General features: G+C 72.4%; 17 protein-coding genes. 11 read left to right on the top strand and 6 right to left on the bottom strand.

Annotated features, from left to right (window positions below; translation table 11 throughout):
- Positions 1–44: 44 nt before the first annotated feature.
- From P2Q00_RS23060 to P2Q00_RS23105, 10 genes are all read left to right on the top strand, one after another.
- Entirely contained in the window at positions 45–1,760 is a 1,716-nt protein-coding gene (locus tag P2Q00_RS23060; RefSeq protein ID WP_275774555.1) for an FAD-dependent oxidoreductase, read from the top strand.
- Between the two features lie 162 nt (positions 1,761–1,922).
- The gene (locus P2Q00_RS23065) at positions 1,923–2,393 is read left to right on the top strand and encodes a hypothetical protein (protein ID WP_275774556.1); all 471 of its coding nucleotides are present in this window, start codon (positions 1,923–1,925) and stop codon (positions 2,391–2,393) included.
- Between the two features lie 118 nt (positions 2,394–2,511).
- Complete coding sequence (locus tag P2Q00_RS23070; RefSeq protein WP_275774557.1) at positions 2,512–3,219, top strand: class F sortase; 708 nt, start codon at positions 2,512–2,514, stop codon at positions 3,217–3,219.
- A gap of 112 nt (positions 3,220–3,331) precedes the next feature.
- Positions 3,332–4,567: a SchA/CurD-like domain-containing protein gene (locus P2Q00_RS23075; RefSeq protein WP_275774558.1), complete on the top strand. Its 1,236-nt coding sequence runs from the start codon at positions 3,332–3,334 to the stop codon at positions 4,565–4,567.
- A gap of 74 nt (positions 4,568–4,641) precedes the next feature.
- Positions 4,642–5,052, top strand: a complete 411-nt coding sequence (locus P2Q00_RS23080) for a cupin domain-containing protein (protein ID WP_275774559.1) — start codon at positions 4,642–4,644, stop codon at positions 5,050–5,052.
- Entirely contained in the window at positions 5,049–6,317 is a 1,269-nt protein-coding gene (locus tag P2Q00_RS23085; RefSeq protein ID WP_275774560.1) for a beta-ketoacyl-[acyl-carrier-protein] synthase family protein, read from the top strand. The genes P2Q00_RS23080 and P2Q00_RS23085 overlap by 4 nt, the downstream gene beginning before the upstream one ends.
- The gene (locus tag P2Q00_RS23090; RefSeq protein ID WP_275774561.1) at positions 6,314–7,612 is read left to right on the top strand and encodes a beta-ketoacyl synthase N-terminal-like domain-containing protein; all 1,299 of its coding nucleotides are present in this window, start codon (positions 6,314–6,316) and stop codon (positions 7,610–7,612) included. The genes P2Q00_RS23085 and P2Q00_RS23090 overlap by 4 nt, the downstream gene beginning before the upstream one ends.
- Positions 7,605–7,859, top strand: coding sequence for an acyl carrier protein (locus tag P2Q00_RS23095; RefSeq protein WP_275774562.1), 255 nt, complete (start codon positions 7,605–7,607; stop codon positions 7,857–7,859). Before P2Q00_RS23090 ends, P2Q00_RS23095 begins: the two co-directional genes overlap by 8 nt.
- Before the next feature lies 1 nt (position 7,860).
- Positions 7,861–8,340 carry an SRPBCC family protein gene (locus P2Q00_RS23100; protein WP_275774563.1) on the top strand — a complete coding sequence of 160 codons (480 nt, stop codon included), beginning with the start codon at positions 7,861–7,863 and terminating at the stop codon, positions 8,338–8,340.
- A 22-nt stretch (positions 8,341–8,362) separates the two neighbouring features.
- Positions 8,363–8,695: a TcmI family type II polyketide cyclase gene (locus tag P2Q00_RS23105; RefSeq protein ID WP_275774564.1), complete on the top strand. Its 333-nt coding sequence runs from the start codon at positions 8,363–8,365 to the stop codon at positions 8,693–8,695.
- Between the two features lie 78 nt (positions 8,696–8,773).
- Here P2Q00_RS23105 and P2Q00_RS23110 read toward each other — a convergent pair whose 3' ends face one another.
- The gene (locus tag P2Q00_RS23110; RefSeq protein WP_275774565.1) at positions 8,774–9,802 is read right to left on the bottom strand and encodes a methyltransferase; all 1,029 of its coding nucleotides are present in this window, start codon (positions 9,800–9,802) and stop codon (positions 8,774–8,776) included.
- A 49-nt stretch (positions 9,803–9,851) separates the two neighbouring features.
- Positions 9,852–10,910 carry a right-handed parallel beta-helix repeat-containing protein gene (locus P2Q00_RS23115; RefSeq protein WP_275774566.1) on the bottom strand — a complete coding sequence of 353 codons (1,059 nt, stop codon included), beginning with the start codon at positions 10,908–10,910 and terminating at the stop codon, positions 9,852–9,854.
- Positions 10,911–11,115: 205 nt separating this feature from the next.
- Here P2Q00_RS23115 and P2Q00_RS23120 point away from each other — a divergent pair, with 205 nt between their 5' ends.
- Positions 11,116–11,724: a LuxR C-terminal-related transcriptional regulator gene (locus tag P2Q00_RS23120; RefSeq protein ID WP_425579501.1), complete on the top strand. Its 609-nt coding sequence runs from the start codon at positions 11,116–11,118 to the stop codon at positions 11,722–11,724.
- 15 nt (positions 11,725–11,739) lie between these two features.
- Here P2Q00_RS23120 and P2Q00_RS23125 read toward each other — a convergent pair whose 3' ends face one another.
- The 4 genes from P2Q00_RS23125 to P2Q00_RS23140 all read right to left on the bottom strand — a co-directional run bounded on the left by P2Q00_RS23125 (position 11,740) and on the right by P2Q00_RS23140 (position 15,663).
- Entirely contained in the window at positions 11,740–13,569 is a 1,830-nt protein-coding gene (locus tag P2Q00_RS23125) for an ATP-binding cassette domain-containing protein (protein WP_275774567.1), read from the bottom strand.
- Positions 13,566–13,739, bottom strand: a complete 174-nt coding sequence (locus tag P2Q00_RS23130) for a hypothetical protein (protein ID WP_275774568.1) — start codon at positions 13,737–13,739, stop codon at positions 13,566–13,568. The genes P2Q00_RS23125 and P2Q00_RS23130 overlap by 4 nt, the downstream gene beginning before the upstream one ends.
- Positions 13,736–15,466: an ABC transporter ATP-binding protein gene (locus tag P2Q00_RS23135; RefSeq protein ID WP_275774569.1), complete on the bottom strand. Its 1,731-nt coding sequence runs from the start codon at positions 15,464–15,466 to the stop codon at positions 13,736–13,738. The genes P2Q00_RS23130 and P2Q00_RS23135 overlap by 4 nt, the downstream gene beginning before the upstream one ends.
- A gap of 77 nt (positions 15,467–15,543) precedes the next feature.
- A complete protein-coding gene (locus P2Q00_RS23140) occupies positions 15,544–15,663 on the bottom strand; it encodes a SapB/AmfS family lanthipeptide (protein ID WP_275774570.1) in 120 nt (39 codons plus the stop codon).
- Positions 15,664–15,665: the final 2 nt, after the last annotated feature.

Genomic DNA, 15,665 nt, shown 5'->3' on the forward strand with positions numbered 1-15,665 from the left:
CAGCCGGGTGAAGCCTGAGGTGCCGTGCGCTTCCCGGGGCATGCATGAGGATCCCGGACGGTTCCGGCCGGGATGGCGGGCACGATGCGCTGGAGGCGAGAGTGACGAAGGAACGGGCCGAGCGGGCCGGCCACGACACCCACAGGGTCCCGGTGCTCGTCGTCGGGGGCTCCCTGGTCGGCCTGTCGACCTCGTTGTTCCTGGGGCGGCTGGGGGTGCCCCACCTGCTGGTGGAGCGGCACGCCGGCACCTCCGTCCACCCGCGCGGCCGCGGCAACAACATCCGCACGATGGAACTGTTCCGGGTGGCGGGCGTCGAACCGGCCATCCAGGAGGCCGCCGCCACCCTGGCCGACAACCACGGCATCCTGCAGACGCCCACCCTGGCCGGCGACGTGGGCGAGTGGCTGTTCCGGGAGATCGACCCCGGCGGCGGACTGGCCCGCTTCAGCCCCGGCGCCTGGTGTCTGTGCAGCCAGAACGACCTGGAGCCGGTCCTGCTCGACCGTGCCCGGGCGCTCGGCGGCGATCTGCGCTTCGGCACCGAACTGATGTCGTTCGAGAGCGATCCCACCGGTGTCACCGCAGTGGTCAAGAGCCGGGAGACGGGCGAGCACACCACCGTCCGCGCGGACTACCTCGTCGCCGCCGACGGCCCCCGCAGCCCCGTCCGCGAGCAGCTCGGCATCGGCCGGAGCGGGCCCGGCGACCTGTTCCACAACGTCAGCATCACCTTCCGCTCCCGCCGCCTCGCGGCAGTCGTGGGCGACCGCCGCTTCATCGTCTGCTACCTCACCAGCCCGCACGCCGACGGTGCGCTGCTGCCGGTGGACAACCGGGAGAACTGGGTCTTCCACGCCCCCTGGCACCCCGAACACGGCGAAACGCTGGAGGAGTTCACCGACCAGCGGTGCATCGAGCACATCCGCCGCGCGGTCGGGACCCCGGACCTCGACGTGGAGATCACCGGCCGGGCGCCCTGGCACGCCGCCCAGCGCGTCGCCCGCAGCTACCGCTCCGGACGGGTCTTCCTGGCCGGGGACTCGGCGCACGAGATGTCGCCCACCGGGGCCTTCGGCTCCAACACCGGAATCCAGGACGCGCACAACCTCGCCTGGAAGCTGGCCGCGGTGCTCGGCGGCTGGGCCGGGGAGGGGCTGCTGGACTCCTACGACGCCGAGCGCCGCCCGGTGGCGGAGGCGACCAGCGCCCGCGCCGCCGACCGGTCGGCCGAGCACAGCCACCCCGGATTCACCCCACCGCCCGACACCGGCGGCGGCCCCCGGCGGGGCATCCTCAACGTCGCCCTCGGCTACCGGTACCCGCAGGGCGCCGTCCTCGGCACCGACCCCGCGGCCGCCGTCGTTCCCGAGAACCTCGACCTGAGCGGCGAGCCCGGCAGCAGGGCACCCCACATGTGGGTGCGGCACGGGGACGAACGGATCTCCACCCTCGACCTCTACGAACAGTCCCTGGTCCTGCTCAGCGACGCCGATGGCCCGAACGGATGGCACCGGGCCGCCATTCGCCTCGCCGTGGAGACGCCGGTGCCGATCAGGTCGTACCGGATGGGCACCGGACCTGGGGCCGAACTGGTCGTGCAGGGGGATGCGCACTGGACCGAGCGGCACGGGACGACACCCGGGGGTGCCGTGCTCGTCCGGCCCGACGGGTTCGTCGCCTGGCGCTCGCCCGGCCCGGAACCGGACGCCGAATCGGTGCTGCGTCAGGTCCTGAGGACCCTGCTGGCACTGGCTTGATCACCCATGGCGGCGCCCCTGGCCGATCACCCGGGCCCGTCACCCAGGTGATCGTCCCGACTGGTGGGGACGTGACGACTGACTGACGGTGGTTCACGTCGGGGTCCGGTCAAGTCAGCTGATGACGTACCAGCTGCCGGGCCTTGTCGGAAGGACGTTCCTATGCGTTCTGCTCGCATATTGCTGGCCACCGCGGCGGCCTCGGCCGTCCTCGCCATCGGCGCGCCCGGCGCGTTCGCAAGCGGTGGCGACTGGAACAACGACGACTCCTCGCACGACGGCTCCTCGCACGGCAAGGAGCACGACTGGGACCACGACCACGAGGCACCGCACGGTGGCATGCATACCGGTGGCGGTGCGCTGACCCGAGTGAACGACGACGGGGACTGGGGCGGCTCCAGGGATCCGAAGACGGACCCGGACACCTACCGGGACGACTCCTGGGGCCGGGACCACGAGCACGGCAGGGGCTCCTGGGGCGGCGGCCACGACAGGCCCAGCGGCGGTATGCACACCGGAGGCGGGGCGCTCGCCGAGCCGGCGGCGACCGGGGGCGGGCTGGCGGTGCTGGGGGTCGCCGCGGCCGGACTGTACGCGGCGCGTCGCAGGAAGCCGGCCGTAGGAATGGCCTGACCCGTGCCGGATGCGACAGCGCAGCCGCGGCCGTCATCCGTGCCTCGTGCGGCGGCCGCGGCTCGCGCCCCGCCCGTCCCGTCCGCTCTGCCGCCGTGCCTGAATGAGGTGCTCTCCGATGGCAGTTCCTCCTTCCTCCCCCTCCGACGACGAACCGCTGCCGACCGAGCAGGTCGCACCCCGCTCGGGGGTGATGATGATGTGCGCCGCGGCCTGCCTGGTGGTGGCGGCGAGCCTGATGAGCGGTCAGAACACCTCCGCCGACGCCTCCCGCCCGCCGTCCGCCCCGCAGCCTGTCGCGTCCGTCGTGCAGCCCACCGCGACGGCCGCGCCCGCCGGGCAGCCGATGGACAAGCACCTGCCCCGGTCGAGGCCTGTACGCCTGCGCATCCCGAAGATCTGGGTCGACGCCCCCTTCACCGGCCTCTCCATCGGCCCCACCGGGCAGCTGCAGCCGCCGCCCGGCAACGACACCAACCTCGTCGGCTGGCACACCAAGGGAGCCTCCCCCGGAGAGCCGGGGACCGCGATCATCGCCGGGCACGTCGACACGAAGACATCCGCGGCCGTCTTCGCCAACCTCGGCGAGCTGACCAAGGGCGATGTCTTCTACGTCCTGCGCGCCGACGGGCGCACCGCGACCTTCCGGGTCGACAGCGTGGAGACCTTCCGGAAGAACGACTTCCCCAGCGACCGCGTGTACGACGACACCCCGCAGGCCCAGGTGCGGCTCATCACCTGCGCGGGGAACTACGACCGGTCGGTCATGGACTACACGGACAACCTGGTGGTCTTCGCCCACCTCGTCCGAGCATCACCCGCGTAGGCCATACGAGTCGCGCACTGCGGGCCACGGGCACACGATCGAGGGACGCCGACGCCGCAGGACCGCGGCCGACGTCCGCTTCCGCCCCCCCCGCGAAGGAGATGTGCGCAGGATGACCACCACATCCGAACGTGTTTCCGGTCCGCTGACGCGACAGGTGTCGCCCCGGGTCTCCCAGTCCGTGTTCGACGGCTCCCGACTCCGGGTCGTCCTGCTCGTGGACGTCTACGACGGAGCCCAGCAGCAGTTCCTGGAGGCGTACGAACTCCTGTGCAACCAGGTCGCGTCCGTGCCCGGACACGTCAGCGACCAGCTGTGCCAGTCCATCGAGAACCCCTCCCAATGGCTCATCACCAGCGAGTGGGAGAGCGCCCCGCCGTTCCTCGCCTGGGTGAACAGCGAGGAACACGTGCGGATGGTGGAGCCGCTGCACAGCTGTGTCCGGGACACCAGGTCACTGCGCTTCCACATCGTCCGCGAGACCGGCAGCCCGGCCCCGAACGCCGAGCCCGGCAAGCGCCGCCTCCAGGCCTCACCCAGGATCGGCGACGGCCTGATCCGGCACGCCCTCACCTTCACCGTCAAGCCGGGCAGCGAGGAGAAAGTCGCGAAGATCCTCGCCGACTACGCCTCGCCCGAGCCGAAGGTCGACGACTCCACCCGGCTGTGCCGCACCTCGCTGTTCATGCACGGCAACCGGGTGGTACGGGCCATCGAGGTGCGCGGCGACCTGCTCGCCGCACTGCGCCATGTCGCCCGGCAGCCCGAGGTGCGCGCCGTCGAGGAGGCCATCAACCCGTATCTGGAACAGGACCGGGACCTCGACGACCCCGAATCCGCCCGCGTCTTCTTCACCCGGGCCGCGCTCCCCGCCGTTCACCATGTGACATCGGCGCAGCAGGACCCGCAGGAGGAGCGGCACGCCCTGTCCTATCCGGCACGGCCCGGCTGCGGCATGCGCCTGGCCGAGGTCCTGGCCCGGCACGACGAGGCCGCGGCGGACGACCCCCGCAGCCCCGTCCTGCGCAGCACGATCTTCCAGCGCGACGACATCGTCGTACGGCTGATCGATGTGAGCGGCGGGCTGGCAGCCGCCGACCCCGCGGCGGCCCTCGGCCTGTCCGACCCCCGGCAGGCGGCCGAACTGACGGCTTTCGCCGCGGACGCGTCCGCACCGCAGGGCGCTGCTGCGTCTTCCCGGGGGACGACCCCCGGACCCCCAGCAGAGAAGCAGGTCGGCCGGGATCACCGGGGCGGACATGACGAGGCGAAGCCGAGTGAACTCGCGCGCCGGCTCGAACTCGCGCGCATGGAGCTCGTCACCGACCGCCGGTCGCCCGACGCCTGATCGGCCATCACGTGGGCCGGGGCCCCAGCCCACGCCCCCGCCACGTCGGTCCAGCACACCATCGGAGGAACGCCGTGATCACATCCCGTCCCAGAATCGTGGATCTCAGCGAGGTCGAGCCCAACCGTCGGCGCGGCGGCGATCTGCGCGCCCTGCTCACCCCCGCCACGGTCGGCTCCACCAGCGGATTCATGGGCGTCGCCATCGTGCAGCCCGGCGAGCGCATCGGGGAGCACTACCACCCGTACTCCGAGGAGTTCGTGTACGTCCTGTGCGGGGACCTGGAGGTGGACCTCGACGGCGTCCCCCAGCCGCTGCGGCCCGAGCAGGGGCTCATGATCCCCGCCCATATGCGCCACCGCTTCCGCAACGTCGGCAACGTGGAGGCCCGCATCGTCTTCCACCTCGGTCCGCTGGCCCCGAGCCCGCCGCTCGGCCATGTCGACACCGAGGAGACCGATGCCGTCGAAGAGGTCCGTTCATGACCCGCAAGGTGGCGGTCACCGGCATAGGCGTCGTCGCACCCGGCGGCACCGGCGTACCGGCGTTCTGGGATCTGCTGGCCGCCGGGCGCACGGCGACGCGGGGCATCACCTTCTTCGACCCGGCCGGCCTGCGCTCACGCATCGCCGCCGAGTGCGACTTCGACCCGGCGCAGCACGGGCTGGACGCCGAGCAGACCGCCCGGTGCGACCGCTACATACAGTTCGCCCTCGCCGCCGCGGCGGAGGCGATACGCGACGCCGGCCTCGAACTCGGCCGGGAGGACCCCTGGCGGGTCGGGGTCTCCCTGGGCACCGCGGTCGGCGGCACCACACGCCTGGAACACGACTATGTGCTGGTCAGCCACCATGGACAGCGCTGGGACGTGGAACCCCGGGAGGCCGGCCCGCATCTTCACCGCGCGTTCGCGCCCAGCACCCTCGCCTCGACGGTCGCGGAGCGGTTCGGGGCCCGCGGCCCGGTGCAGACCGTCTCCACGGGCTGCACCTCGGGCCTCGACGCGGTCGGATATGCCTTCCACACCGTCGAGGAGGGCCGCGCCGACCTGTGCATCGCCGGCGCCTCGGACTCGCCGATCTCCCCGATCACCATGGCCTGCTTCGACGCGATCAAGGCCACCTCCGCGAACAACGACGACCCGGCGCACGCCTCCCGTCCCTTCGACGCCGACCGGGACGGGTTCGTCATGGGCGAAGGCGGCGCGGTACTCGTCCTGGAGGAGCTCGAACACGCCCGGGCCCGCGGCGCGCACGTGTACTGCGAGCTCGGCGGCTACGCCACCTTCGGCAACGCCTACCACATGACCGGCCTGACCCGAGAGGGCCTGGAGATGGCCAGGGCCATCGAGGCCGCCCTCGACCACGCCCGGCTGGACGGCACGGCGATCGACTACGTCAACGCGCACGGCTCGGGCACCCAGCAGAACGACCGTCACGAGACCGCCGCGGTGAAACGGGCCCTGGGCCCGCACGCCTACGACACGCCGATGAGCTCCATCAAGTCCATGGTGGGCCACTCCCTCGGCGCGATCGGCGCCATCGAACTCGTCGCCTGCGTACTGGCGTTGACCCACCAGGTCGTCCCGCCGACCGCCAACTACGAGACCCCGGACCCCGAGTGCGACCTGGACTACGTCCCCCGCGTCGCACGCGAGCGGAAACTCGACAGTGTGCTCTCGGTGGGCAGCGGGTTCGGCGGCTTCCAGTCCGCGGTGGTCCTGACCCGGCCGAGGGAGAAGTCACGATGAGCGAACCCCATCCACGGCGCGCGGCCATCACCGGAATCGGCGTGGTCGCACCCAACGGAGCCGGCACGGAAACCTTCTGGAAGTCCGTCAAGGAGGGCATCAGCGTCCTGGACCGGGTCACCCGCGAGGGCTGCGAGCAGCTGCCGCTGCGGGTGGCGGGCGAGGTCCGCGACTTCGACCCGTCGGCCGCGGTCGAGGAGCGCTTCCTCGTCCAGACCGACCGGTTCACGCACTTCGCGATGGCCGCGGCCGACCTCGCTCTGGACGACGCCCGGCTCGGCCGGCCCGAGACCGACGGCTCCCCGTTCTCCGTGGGTGTGGTCACCGCGGCCGGTTCCGGCGGCGGCGAGTTCGGGCAGCGGGAACTGCAGCAACTGTGGGGAAAGGGCAGCAGGTTCGTCGGCCCGTACCAGTCCATCGCCTGGTTCTACGCCGCCAGCACCGGCCAGATATCCATCCGCCGCGGCTTCAAGGGCCCCTGCTCGGTCGTCGCCAGCGACGAGGCCGGCGGCCTGGACGCCCTCGCGCACGCGGCGCGGGCCGTGCGGCGCGGCACCGACGTGATCGTGACCGGATCGACCGAGGCGCCGCTCGCCCCCTACTCCGTCGTCTGCCAGCTCGGCTACGCGGAGCTCAGCACCGAGGCCGACCCGGCCCGCGCCTACCGCCCGTTCACCTCCGCGGCCTGCGGATTCGTGCCCGCCGAGGGCGGCGCCATGTTCGTCGTGGAGGACGAGAGCGCGGCCCTGGCACGGGGCGCGCGCGTACAGGCGGTCCTCGCCGGACACGCCGCCACGTTCACCGGCGCCTCCCGCTGGGAGCAGTCCCGGGAAGGACTCGCCCACGCCGTCCGGGGCGCCCTGGACGAAGCCGGCTGCGCCCCCGAGGAAATCGACGTCGTCTTCGCCGACGCCCTCGGAGTGCCGGAGGCGGACCGCGCCGAGGCCCTCGCGATCGCCGACGCGCTCGGCGCGCACGGCACCCGTGTGCCCGTCACCGCGCCGAAGACCGGCATCGGCCGCGGCTACGGGGCGGCGGCGGTGCTCGACGCCGCGGCGGCGGTGCTCGCCATGGAGCACGGCCTGATCCCGCCCACCCCCAATGTCTACGACATCTGCCACGACCTCGACCTCGTCACCGGCCGGGCGCGCGCCGCCGAGCCGCGCACGGCGCTGATCCTCAGCCGGGGGCTCATGGGGTCGAACTCGGCGCTGGTGCTCCGGCACGGCGCCACCAGCACCTCATCACGAGGCGCGCGGAGCAGTAAACGCAGTAGAGGAGAACCGCATGACTGACCGAATAACCGTGGAAGAGCTGGCCGAACTCATGAAGAAGTCAGCCGGTGTCACCGTCACCCCCGAGGAACTCGGCCTGCACAACCCGGGCTTCGACACCCTGGGCGTCGACTCGCTCGGTCTGCTGGGCATCGTGGGCGAACTGGAGAACCGGTACGGCACGCCGATGCCCGCCGACGCCGAACGCTCCAAAACACCCCGGCAGTTCCTGGACCTCGTCAACAGTGCCCTCATGACAGGAGCGTGAGATGACCGGACACACGCAGAACGAGATCACCATCGCCGCACCGCTGGACCTGGTCTGGGAGATGACCAACGATCTGGAGAACTGGCCGCGGCTGTTCACCGAGTACGAGTCCGTCGAAGTCCTGGCCCGGGAGGGGCACAGGACCACCTTCCGGCTGACCATGCACCCGGACGAGAACGGCACCGTGTGGAGCTGGGTCTCCGAACGCGAGCCGGACCGCGAGACGCTCACCGTCAGGGCCCGACGGGTCGAGACGGGCCCCTTCGCCCACATGAACATCCACTGGCAGTACGAGGAGGTGCCGGCCGGCACCCGCATGGTCTGGACACAGGACTTCGCGATGAAGCCGGAAGCGCCGGTCGACGACGCGTGGATGACCGACAACATCAACCGCAACTCCAAGGTCCAGATGGGTCTGATCCGGGACCGCATCGAGAAGGCCGCCGCCGAGCGCGGGGCCACGCCGGGTCTGACCGACTGAGCGGGACGGAGCACAGGTCCCCATGCACCAAGCACTGATCGTCGCCCGCATGGCTCCGGGATCGGCCCCCGACATCGCCGAGGTGTTCGCGGAGTCCGACCGGGGAGAACTGCCGCACCTCGTCGGGGTGGTCCGGCGCAGCCTCTTCCACTTCGGCGACGTGTACCTGCACCTGATCGAGTCCGAGCACGAGCCCGGCCCCGCCATCGCCAAGGTCACCGGACATCCCGAGTTCCGGGACGTCAGCGAACGGCTGTCCGCGTACGTCAGCGCGTACGACCCCGAAACCTGGCGTTCCCCGAAGGACGCCATGGCGCAGCGCTTCTACCTCTGGGAGCGCGACCAGGCCGGCTGACCCCGCCGTACCACACCGGTCGCCGGGCCCGCGACGCTGCGGGCCCGGCGACCGGTGGTCTGCGGTGCCACGGCCGGATCAGCCCGGGACGTGACAGTCGAACGCGTGCAGATAGGGGTTGACCGGGCGGACGTCGTCGACGACCAGCCCTGCGTCGGTCAGCCGGGCGAGCATGCTGTCGGTGGTGTGCTTCGCCCCGCCGACGTTGAGAAGCAGCAACAGGTCCATCGCGGTGCTGAACCGCATCGAGGGCGAGTCGTCGACGAGGTTCTCGATGACCACGACCCGAGCCCCCTGGCCGCCCGCCGCGCGGACGTTGCGCAGCGTCCGAGCGGTGCTGTCGTCGTCCCACTCCAGGATGTTCTTGATGATGTAGACGTCCGCCGCGACCGGGACGGCCACCCTGACGTCGCCGGGCACGACGCACGCACGGTCCGCGAGGTCGCCTCCCGGCCGCAGCCTCGGCAGCGCGTTCTCCACCACCCGCGGAAGGTCGACCAGGGTGCCGTGCAGCGAGGGATGCTTGTCCAGCAGGCTCGCCACCACATGCCCCTGGCCGCCGCCCAGGTCGGCGACCGAGGAACTCCCCGACAGATCGAGGAGGTCAGCGACGTCCCGCGCCGACTGCACGCTGGAGGTCGTCATGGCCCGGTTGAAGACGTCGGCGGACTGCGGGGCGTCCTCGTTCAGATAGGGGAAGAACTCCTTGCCGTACAGGTCCTCGACGACATTGCGCCCGGTGCGCACCGCCTCGTCGAGCCTCGGCCAGGCGTCCCAGGTCCACGGCTCGGTGCACCACAGCGAGATGGCGCGCAGGCTGTTCGGATCGTCCTCGCGCAGCAGCCTGGAGACATCGGTGTGGGCGAAGGTCCCGTCCGGCAGCTCGGCGAAGACGCCGTAGCAGGACAGGGTGCGCAGCAGCCGTCGTAGCGGCCGGGCCTCGGCCTTCACCGCGGCCGCCAGGTCCTCCGCGGTCATGGGGCTGTCACCGAGGGCGTCGGGGACCCCCAGCCGGGCGGCCGCCCGGAGGGCGGCGGCACACGCCGCCGCGAACGCGAGCTCCCTCAGCCGCATGGACGGCGGCGGGGCTGTCGGTGCGGTCGTCATGTGCCGCTTCCTTCCTTCTCGGGCCCGCAGCGGGGCCATGACCGACGGGTCAGCACAGTCCCGCGGGCTGGGACGCCCGGCAGATGTTGCGTTCGAAGGTGTTGCCCGTGCCGTGGTCCGTATTGATGAGATCCGCCGGGTAGTTGCCCCCGAGCACGTTGTAGCTGATCCGGTTGCGGTCGCTGGTGACGTTCACGAAGCTCTTGAACAGCACGATGCCGCCCGACAGCGACGACTTGCCGACGTTGTTCCGGACCACGTTCCGCGTCACCAGGGTGTCCTCGGCGCCGGTCAGGACGATGCCGACGCCCTGCAGGGCGTCCAGCCGGGCCGTCTTCGGGCACGACCTGTTGTTCCGCACCACGTAGTTGTCGCTCACGGTCAGGGCGCCGGCCTTCGGCTTGTTCTCGTCACCGACCACGAACAGCGCCGCGCAGTTGTCCGCGAGGCGGTTGCGCGCGACGGCGAGGTTCCGCAGCCGACGGACGGTCAGGCCGACCCGGTTGCCCTCCATCCGGTTGTGGTCGATCAGCGTTCCCCCGGTGTCCGTGGCGCCCGCCTCGTCCTGGATGGTGTTGGCGAGGAAGATGCCCGCGTCGCCGTTGGCCAGGGCGGTGTTGTCCCGGATCAGCCCGCGCACCGAGCGCTCCTGGGCGATGCCCCACACCCCGTTCCGCGCCGCGGTCACATTGACGACGGCCAGCCGGTCGGTCGCCATGGCGAACACCCCGGTCCTGGCGAAGCCCACGACGGTCAGCGAGGCGATGGTGACGTCCGCGAGGTTACGGTCCTTGGCGCCCACGACACAGATGCCGTTGCCGCCCTCGGCACAGCTGTTGGCGGCCTTCTTCGCGCTCGGCTCGATCACTGTGCTGCGCCCCATGCCGCGCAGGGTCAGCCCGGGCGTGGTCACCTTGACGCTCTCGTGGAAGATGCCGGGAGCCACGAGCACGGTGTCTCCGGGCCGGGCGGCGTCCACCGCCTTCTGAATCGACTGGCCCGGCCAGACCACATGGAACGCATGGCGGGGGGCCGGCGGCGCGGCACCCAGTCCCGTCCCGACCACCACCGCGGTGCACATCAAGTACGCAATACGGTATTTCTTCATACTGCGAACGCTATGACCGGATAAGCCGCTTACCGCCAGGATGGGCCATTCGGCGGCGTGTCCTGCGCGCCTCCTGCGCCCGCGGCGGGCCCGGGGCGGGGCGGCGTCCGTCAAATAGGGCGATAACCGGAGATACTTCCTACGGCGCCGTCGGAGTGTCCGGGGCGCGTCGCGCGAGCAGGCCGCTGCGGGCCGGGCGGGAGCGATGTTGATCCGTGTTCTTCTCGTCGAGGAGACCGACCTGGTGCGCGGGGCACTTGCCGCCCTGCTGACACGTGAGGAGGACATCGAGGTGGTCGCGGCGGCACCGGGGTGCGGGCAGGCCGTCAGCCGGGCGCTGTCGTACCGGCCCGATGTCGTCGTCATCGACTGCGACGGCGGTGATGACGGGGCGCTCGGCACCTCGCTGGAGCTGAGCGAGCGGCTCCCGGAGTGCCGGATCGTGCTGCTGGCCGGCAGCGCGACGCCCGAGTATCTGCGCCAGGCGCTGGCGCTGCGCGTCGCGGGTCTCATCGGCAGGAACAGCCCCTGCGACTTTCTGGCCCAGGGGGTGCGCAAGGTGGCGGCGGGCGAGCGATTCATCGACCCGGAGCTGGCGCTGCTGGCGCTGTCCTCGGCCAAGAGCCCGCTGACCCCCAGGGAGCTCGAAGTGCTGCGGCTGGCGGCGGACGGCACACCGACGCGGGAGATCGCGGCCCGGCTGTCGCTGTCGGTGGGAACGGTCCGCAACCATCTGAACGCGGTCTCCAGGAAGACCGGTGCACGCAACCGCATCGACGCGATCCGGATCGCCCGGCAGTCGGGATGGCTGTAGCCGGGGCCCGAGCTCTCAGGTGACTTCCAGCGTCCCCTCGGGGGAAGCCGATCGTGCCGGCTCCGCCCGTTCGTCCCAGTGGCCGATCAGGTCTCGGTACAGGGCGCAGTCGGCCATCAACCGGTCGTGTGTGCCGAGGCGGCAGTGGGAGCCGTCCATGACGAGGACGAGGTCGGCGCGCAGGGCGGAGCTGATCCGGTGGGCGCAGACGATCAGGGTGGCCGGGCGGCCGGTGAACGCCCGCTCGGCGACGGCCTCTGCGGCCGGGTCGAGATGGCAGGTGGCCTCGTCCAGCAGGACCAGCCGGGCCGGCGGCAGCAGGGCCCGGACGAGGGCGATCAACTGGCGCTCACCGGCGGAGAGCACGGCCGGGTCCACCGTCGCGTCGTAGCCGCCGAGACGTTGCACGAGCGCCTGCGCACCGATGGCGTGGACCGCCGCGTCCAGGTCGGGCGGGGTGGCCGTGGGGTGAAGGTAGGCGAGGTTCTCGCGCAGGGTGCCGGAGAACACGTAGGCCTCCTGAGGGATCAGCACCCGGGACCGGGACAGCCGGCCGCGATCCAGGTCCCGGACCGGCACACCCCCCAGGCGGATACGGCCGGCCTGCGGTTCCAGCACCCCGGCGACGAGCGCGGCGAGGGTGGACTTGCCCGCCCCGCTGGGGCCGACGACCGCCAGGTGGGTGCCCGGCGCGAGGACGAGGCCGAGATCCCGGACGACCGGTTCGGCGGAGCGGGCGTACCCGTAGGTGACCCCGCACAACTCCACACGGCCGTCGCGGGGGGCGGGTGGGGCATTGCCCGGCTCGGCGGCCCTGCGCCTCCCCGAACCCGCAGTCGCAGGCGGGGCGTTGCCCGGATCGGCGTCGCCGGGATCCGCGGCCTCTGTCTCCGTCGGACCGGCTGCTTCCAGGATCCGGGTGACGGTGACCAGCAGCCACAGGCCGCTGCCGCCGAGGCCCTGGACGAAGCCCCGCAGGGCCGGTTGCAGGGCCTGGGACACGTACGTCAGCGCGCCCAGGACCGCGCCGGTCGTCACGCCGTCACGGACGAGCCAGGGGGCTCCGGCGAGGATGAGCACGAGCGGCAGCCAGCCGCCGACGCCCAGTGCGGCGGTCCGAACGGCGGTGAGCCGGGCCAGGGCGCGCGCCGCGCCCGCCGCCGCGTCGATGCGGGCGCCGACCCGAGCGCGTACGACGTCCTCGGCGCCGCAGGCCGTGACGTCCCGCAGCCCGTCGGCCACCGCGCCCACCTGCTCGGCGATGGCCTCGTCGGCCAGCACGACCGCCCGCTGCCGGGCGGCCATCGCCCGCAGGGCCAGCAGGAAGAGGGCAAGCCCGGCCGCGAGCGGCGGCAGCACGAACAGCAGAAAGGCGGGATCGAGCGCGGCCAGCCCGAGCAGCACGCTCACGGCGGTGACCGAGAAGGTCTGCACGAACATCACGATCGCCCCGTACGACTCGCGGGCGATCTCGACCTGTTCGGTCAGCCGTGCCACGCCCGCCGTGTCGGTCGGCCCGGCGCGGCGGGCGGAGCGGTGCAGCGTGCCGGTGGCGACGAGGGTGACCAGGTCGTCGCGGAACGGTTCGACGACGCCGGCCAGTTGGAGCGTGGCCTGCCGGGTGCCCCAGGCGCCGAGCAGCACGGTGCAGGCCAGCAGCCCCAGCCAGCCGAGGCCCACGGCGCTGCGGTCGGCCAGAAAGCCGTTGTCGACGGCCCGGGCCACCAGCCAGCCGGACAGCAGCGCGGGCACCGCCTGAACCAGCGACCAGCCGGTGAGGCGGACGAACTCTCGACGTCGGGCCCGGAGGGTGGAGCGCAGTAGGGCGTGCGCCGGCCGGTTCATTGCGGGCCTCTGTCCGGCGGCGGCTCGGGGCCGAAGGCGGCTCGGGCCATCAGCTGGCCGGGCGGCAGCGTGGGCACGGCCTGGAGCAGTGACCAGCCGGTGAGGCGGACGAAGTCCCGGTGTCGGGCACGGAGGGTGGAGTGCAGCAGGGCGTGCGCCGCGCGGTTCATCGTGGGCCCCTGTGCGGCGGCGGGTCCGGGCCGAAGACGGTCCGGTACTCGGGGTCCGCCCACAGTTCGCGGTGTGTGCCCTGCCCGCGGACGCGGCCCGCGTCGAGCCAGACGACGTGGTCCGCGCGGGCCGCGGTGGACGCCCGGTGGGTGGCCACGAGCCGTGTACGGCGGGCGAGTTGGCCGGTCCCGGTGAGTGCCTGGCCGATGTGGTGTTCGGTGACGGTGTCGAGGCCGGATGTCACGTCGTCGAGCACGAGGAGCCGGCCGGACGGGCCGGACTGGACGAACGCCCTTGCCAGGCCCACCCGTTGGGTCTCCCCGCCGGACAGTGGGGCGGTGGCCGGCCGGGTGCCGTACCCCTCGGGCAGGGTCTGCAGGAAGGTGTGGGCGCGTGCGGCGGTGGCTCCTGCCAGCACCTCGGCGTGCGTAGGGGAGCGGGCTCCGAAGCCGATCGCTTCGCCGTATGTCTCGCCCAGCAGCACCGGGCGGTCGAAGCCGTATGCGACGGCCCGCCGCAGCGCCGCGCGGTGCACCTCGCGCAGCGGCACGCCGTCGAGCAGTACCTCGCCCTCGTCCGGGTCGGCCAGCCGTCCGGCCAGCGCGGCGAGCAGCGACTTGCCGGATCCGGAACGCCCCACGACGGCCGTCAACCTGCCTGGTGGCGGGGCCAGGTCGACTCCGTCCAGCACCGTGCCGCCCTCGGCCGTGCGGACGGTCACCCGGCGGAACTCCAGCCGGCCCCCACCTCCGGCCGGCAGCCGTGCGGTGCCGTACGCCACCGTGGGTTCGGCCAGTACCTCGGCGACCCGCCCCGCGGTCGCGCGCGCGAACGCGAGCCGGTGCGCCGAGGCCACCAGGGAGCTCACGCCCGTGGCCAGCAGGACGTACTCGCTCGCGGCGAGCATCTGACCCGGTGTGATGCGGCCCCGGGCGAGTTCGAGGCCGGCCACCGCCAGCACGGCGACCTCCAGCAGAGGGACGACCGCCGAGTCCCGCGCCGAGACCCGGGCGTACGCCCGCCACATCCCCATCCCATGGCGGTGCAGCTCCGGCAGCGGCTGCAGGATCCGGTCGGCCTCGCGGGCCGTGGTCCCGGCGGCGGCGATGGAGCGGATACCGGTCAGCGCGTCGACGAGCCGGGCGGCGATACGGCCCTGCGTGGCGAAGTAGCGGTCGTTGACGTCGGACACATCACGGACGAAGGCGCGGACCACCAGGACGACCAGCGGCAGTCCGGCGAGGAACGTGAGGCAGAGCCAGGGGTCGATGAGGGCCAGCGCCACCACGGCCCCGACCGGAGGGAGCAGTTCGGTCACCGCCCACACCAGACCCGACGGGGCGCTGCCGGTGCGGGCGGTGTTGCCCACCAGGCGCGTCACCAGATCGCCGGGAGTGTGGCGGCGGGTGGCGCCGGGGCCCAGGTCGAGGACGTGCCCCAGCAGGGAGTGCCTGAGCCACGCCGTGGAACGGGAGTTGGCGACCGCGCCCGCGTAGTCGTCCGCCGCGTCGCAGACCACCAGCAGCACGACGGCGACGGCGGACAGGGTCAGCCACAGGGCGGCGTCGCCACGCCCCAGCACGGCGTCGACCGTGCGGCCCATGACGGCGGGCAGGACGACGTAGACCCCGGCGAGCACGAGGGACGTGGCGGCCAGGACGCCGCCCCAGGTGCCGCCCCGCCGGGCCGCCGTCAGCAGCAGACGGTCCGCCGCGCGTCGGTCCACAGGCCGCTCCCGTCGTCGGATGGTTCCAGCGGAAGGGGCGGGGACACCCGGAGGTGTCCCCGCCGTTGTGATGCGGACTAGCAGAGCAGCAGGCTGAGGCGGCTGCCTCCGCAACCCTTGCTGGCACGGCTGCCTGGCGGCGGAGCGGCGCCGGTCTCGGTTTCGATGGTGAGGCCCTGCAGTTCGAGGAGCGACATGA

Source organism: Streptomyces coacervatus (assembly GCF_029223485.1).
Classification (GTDB): domain Bacteria; phylum Actinomycetota; class Actinomycetes; order Streptomycetales; family Streptomycetaceae; genus Streptomyces; species Streptomyces coacervatus.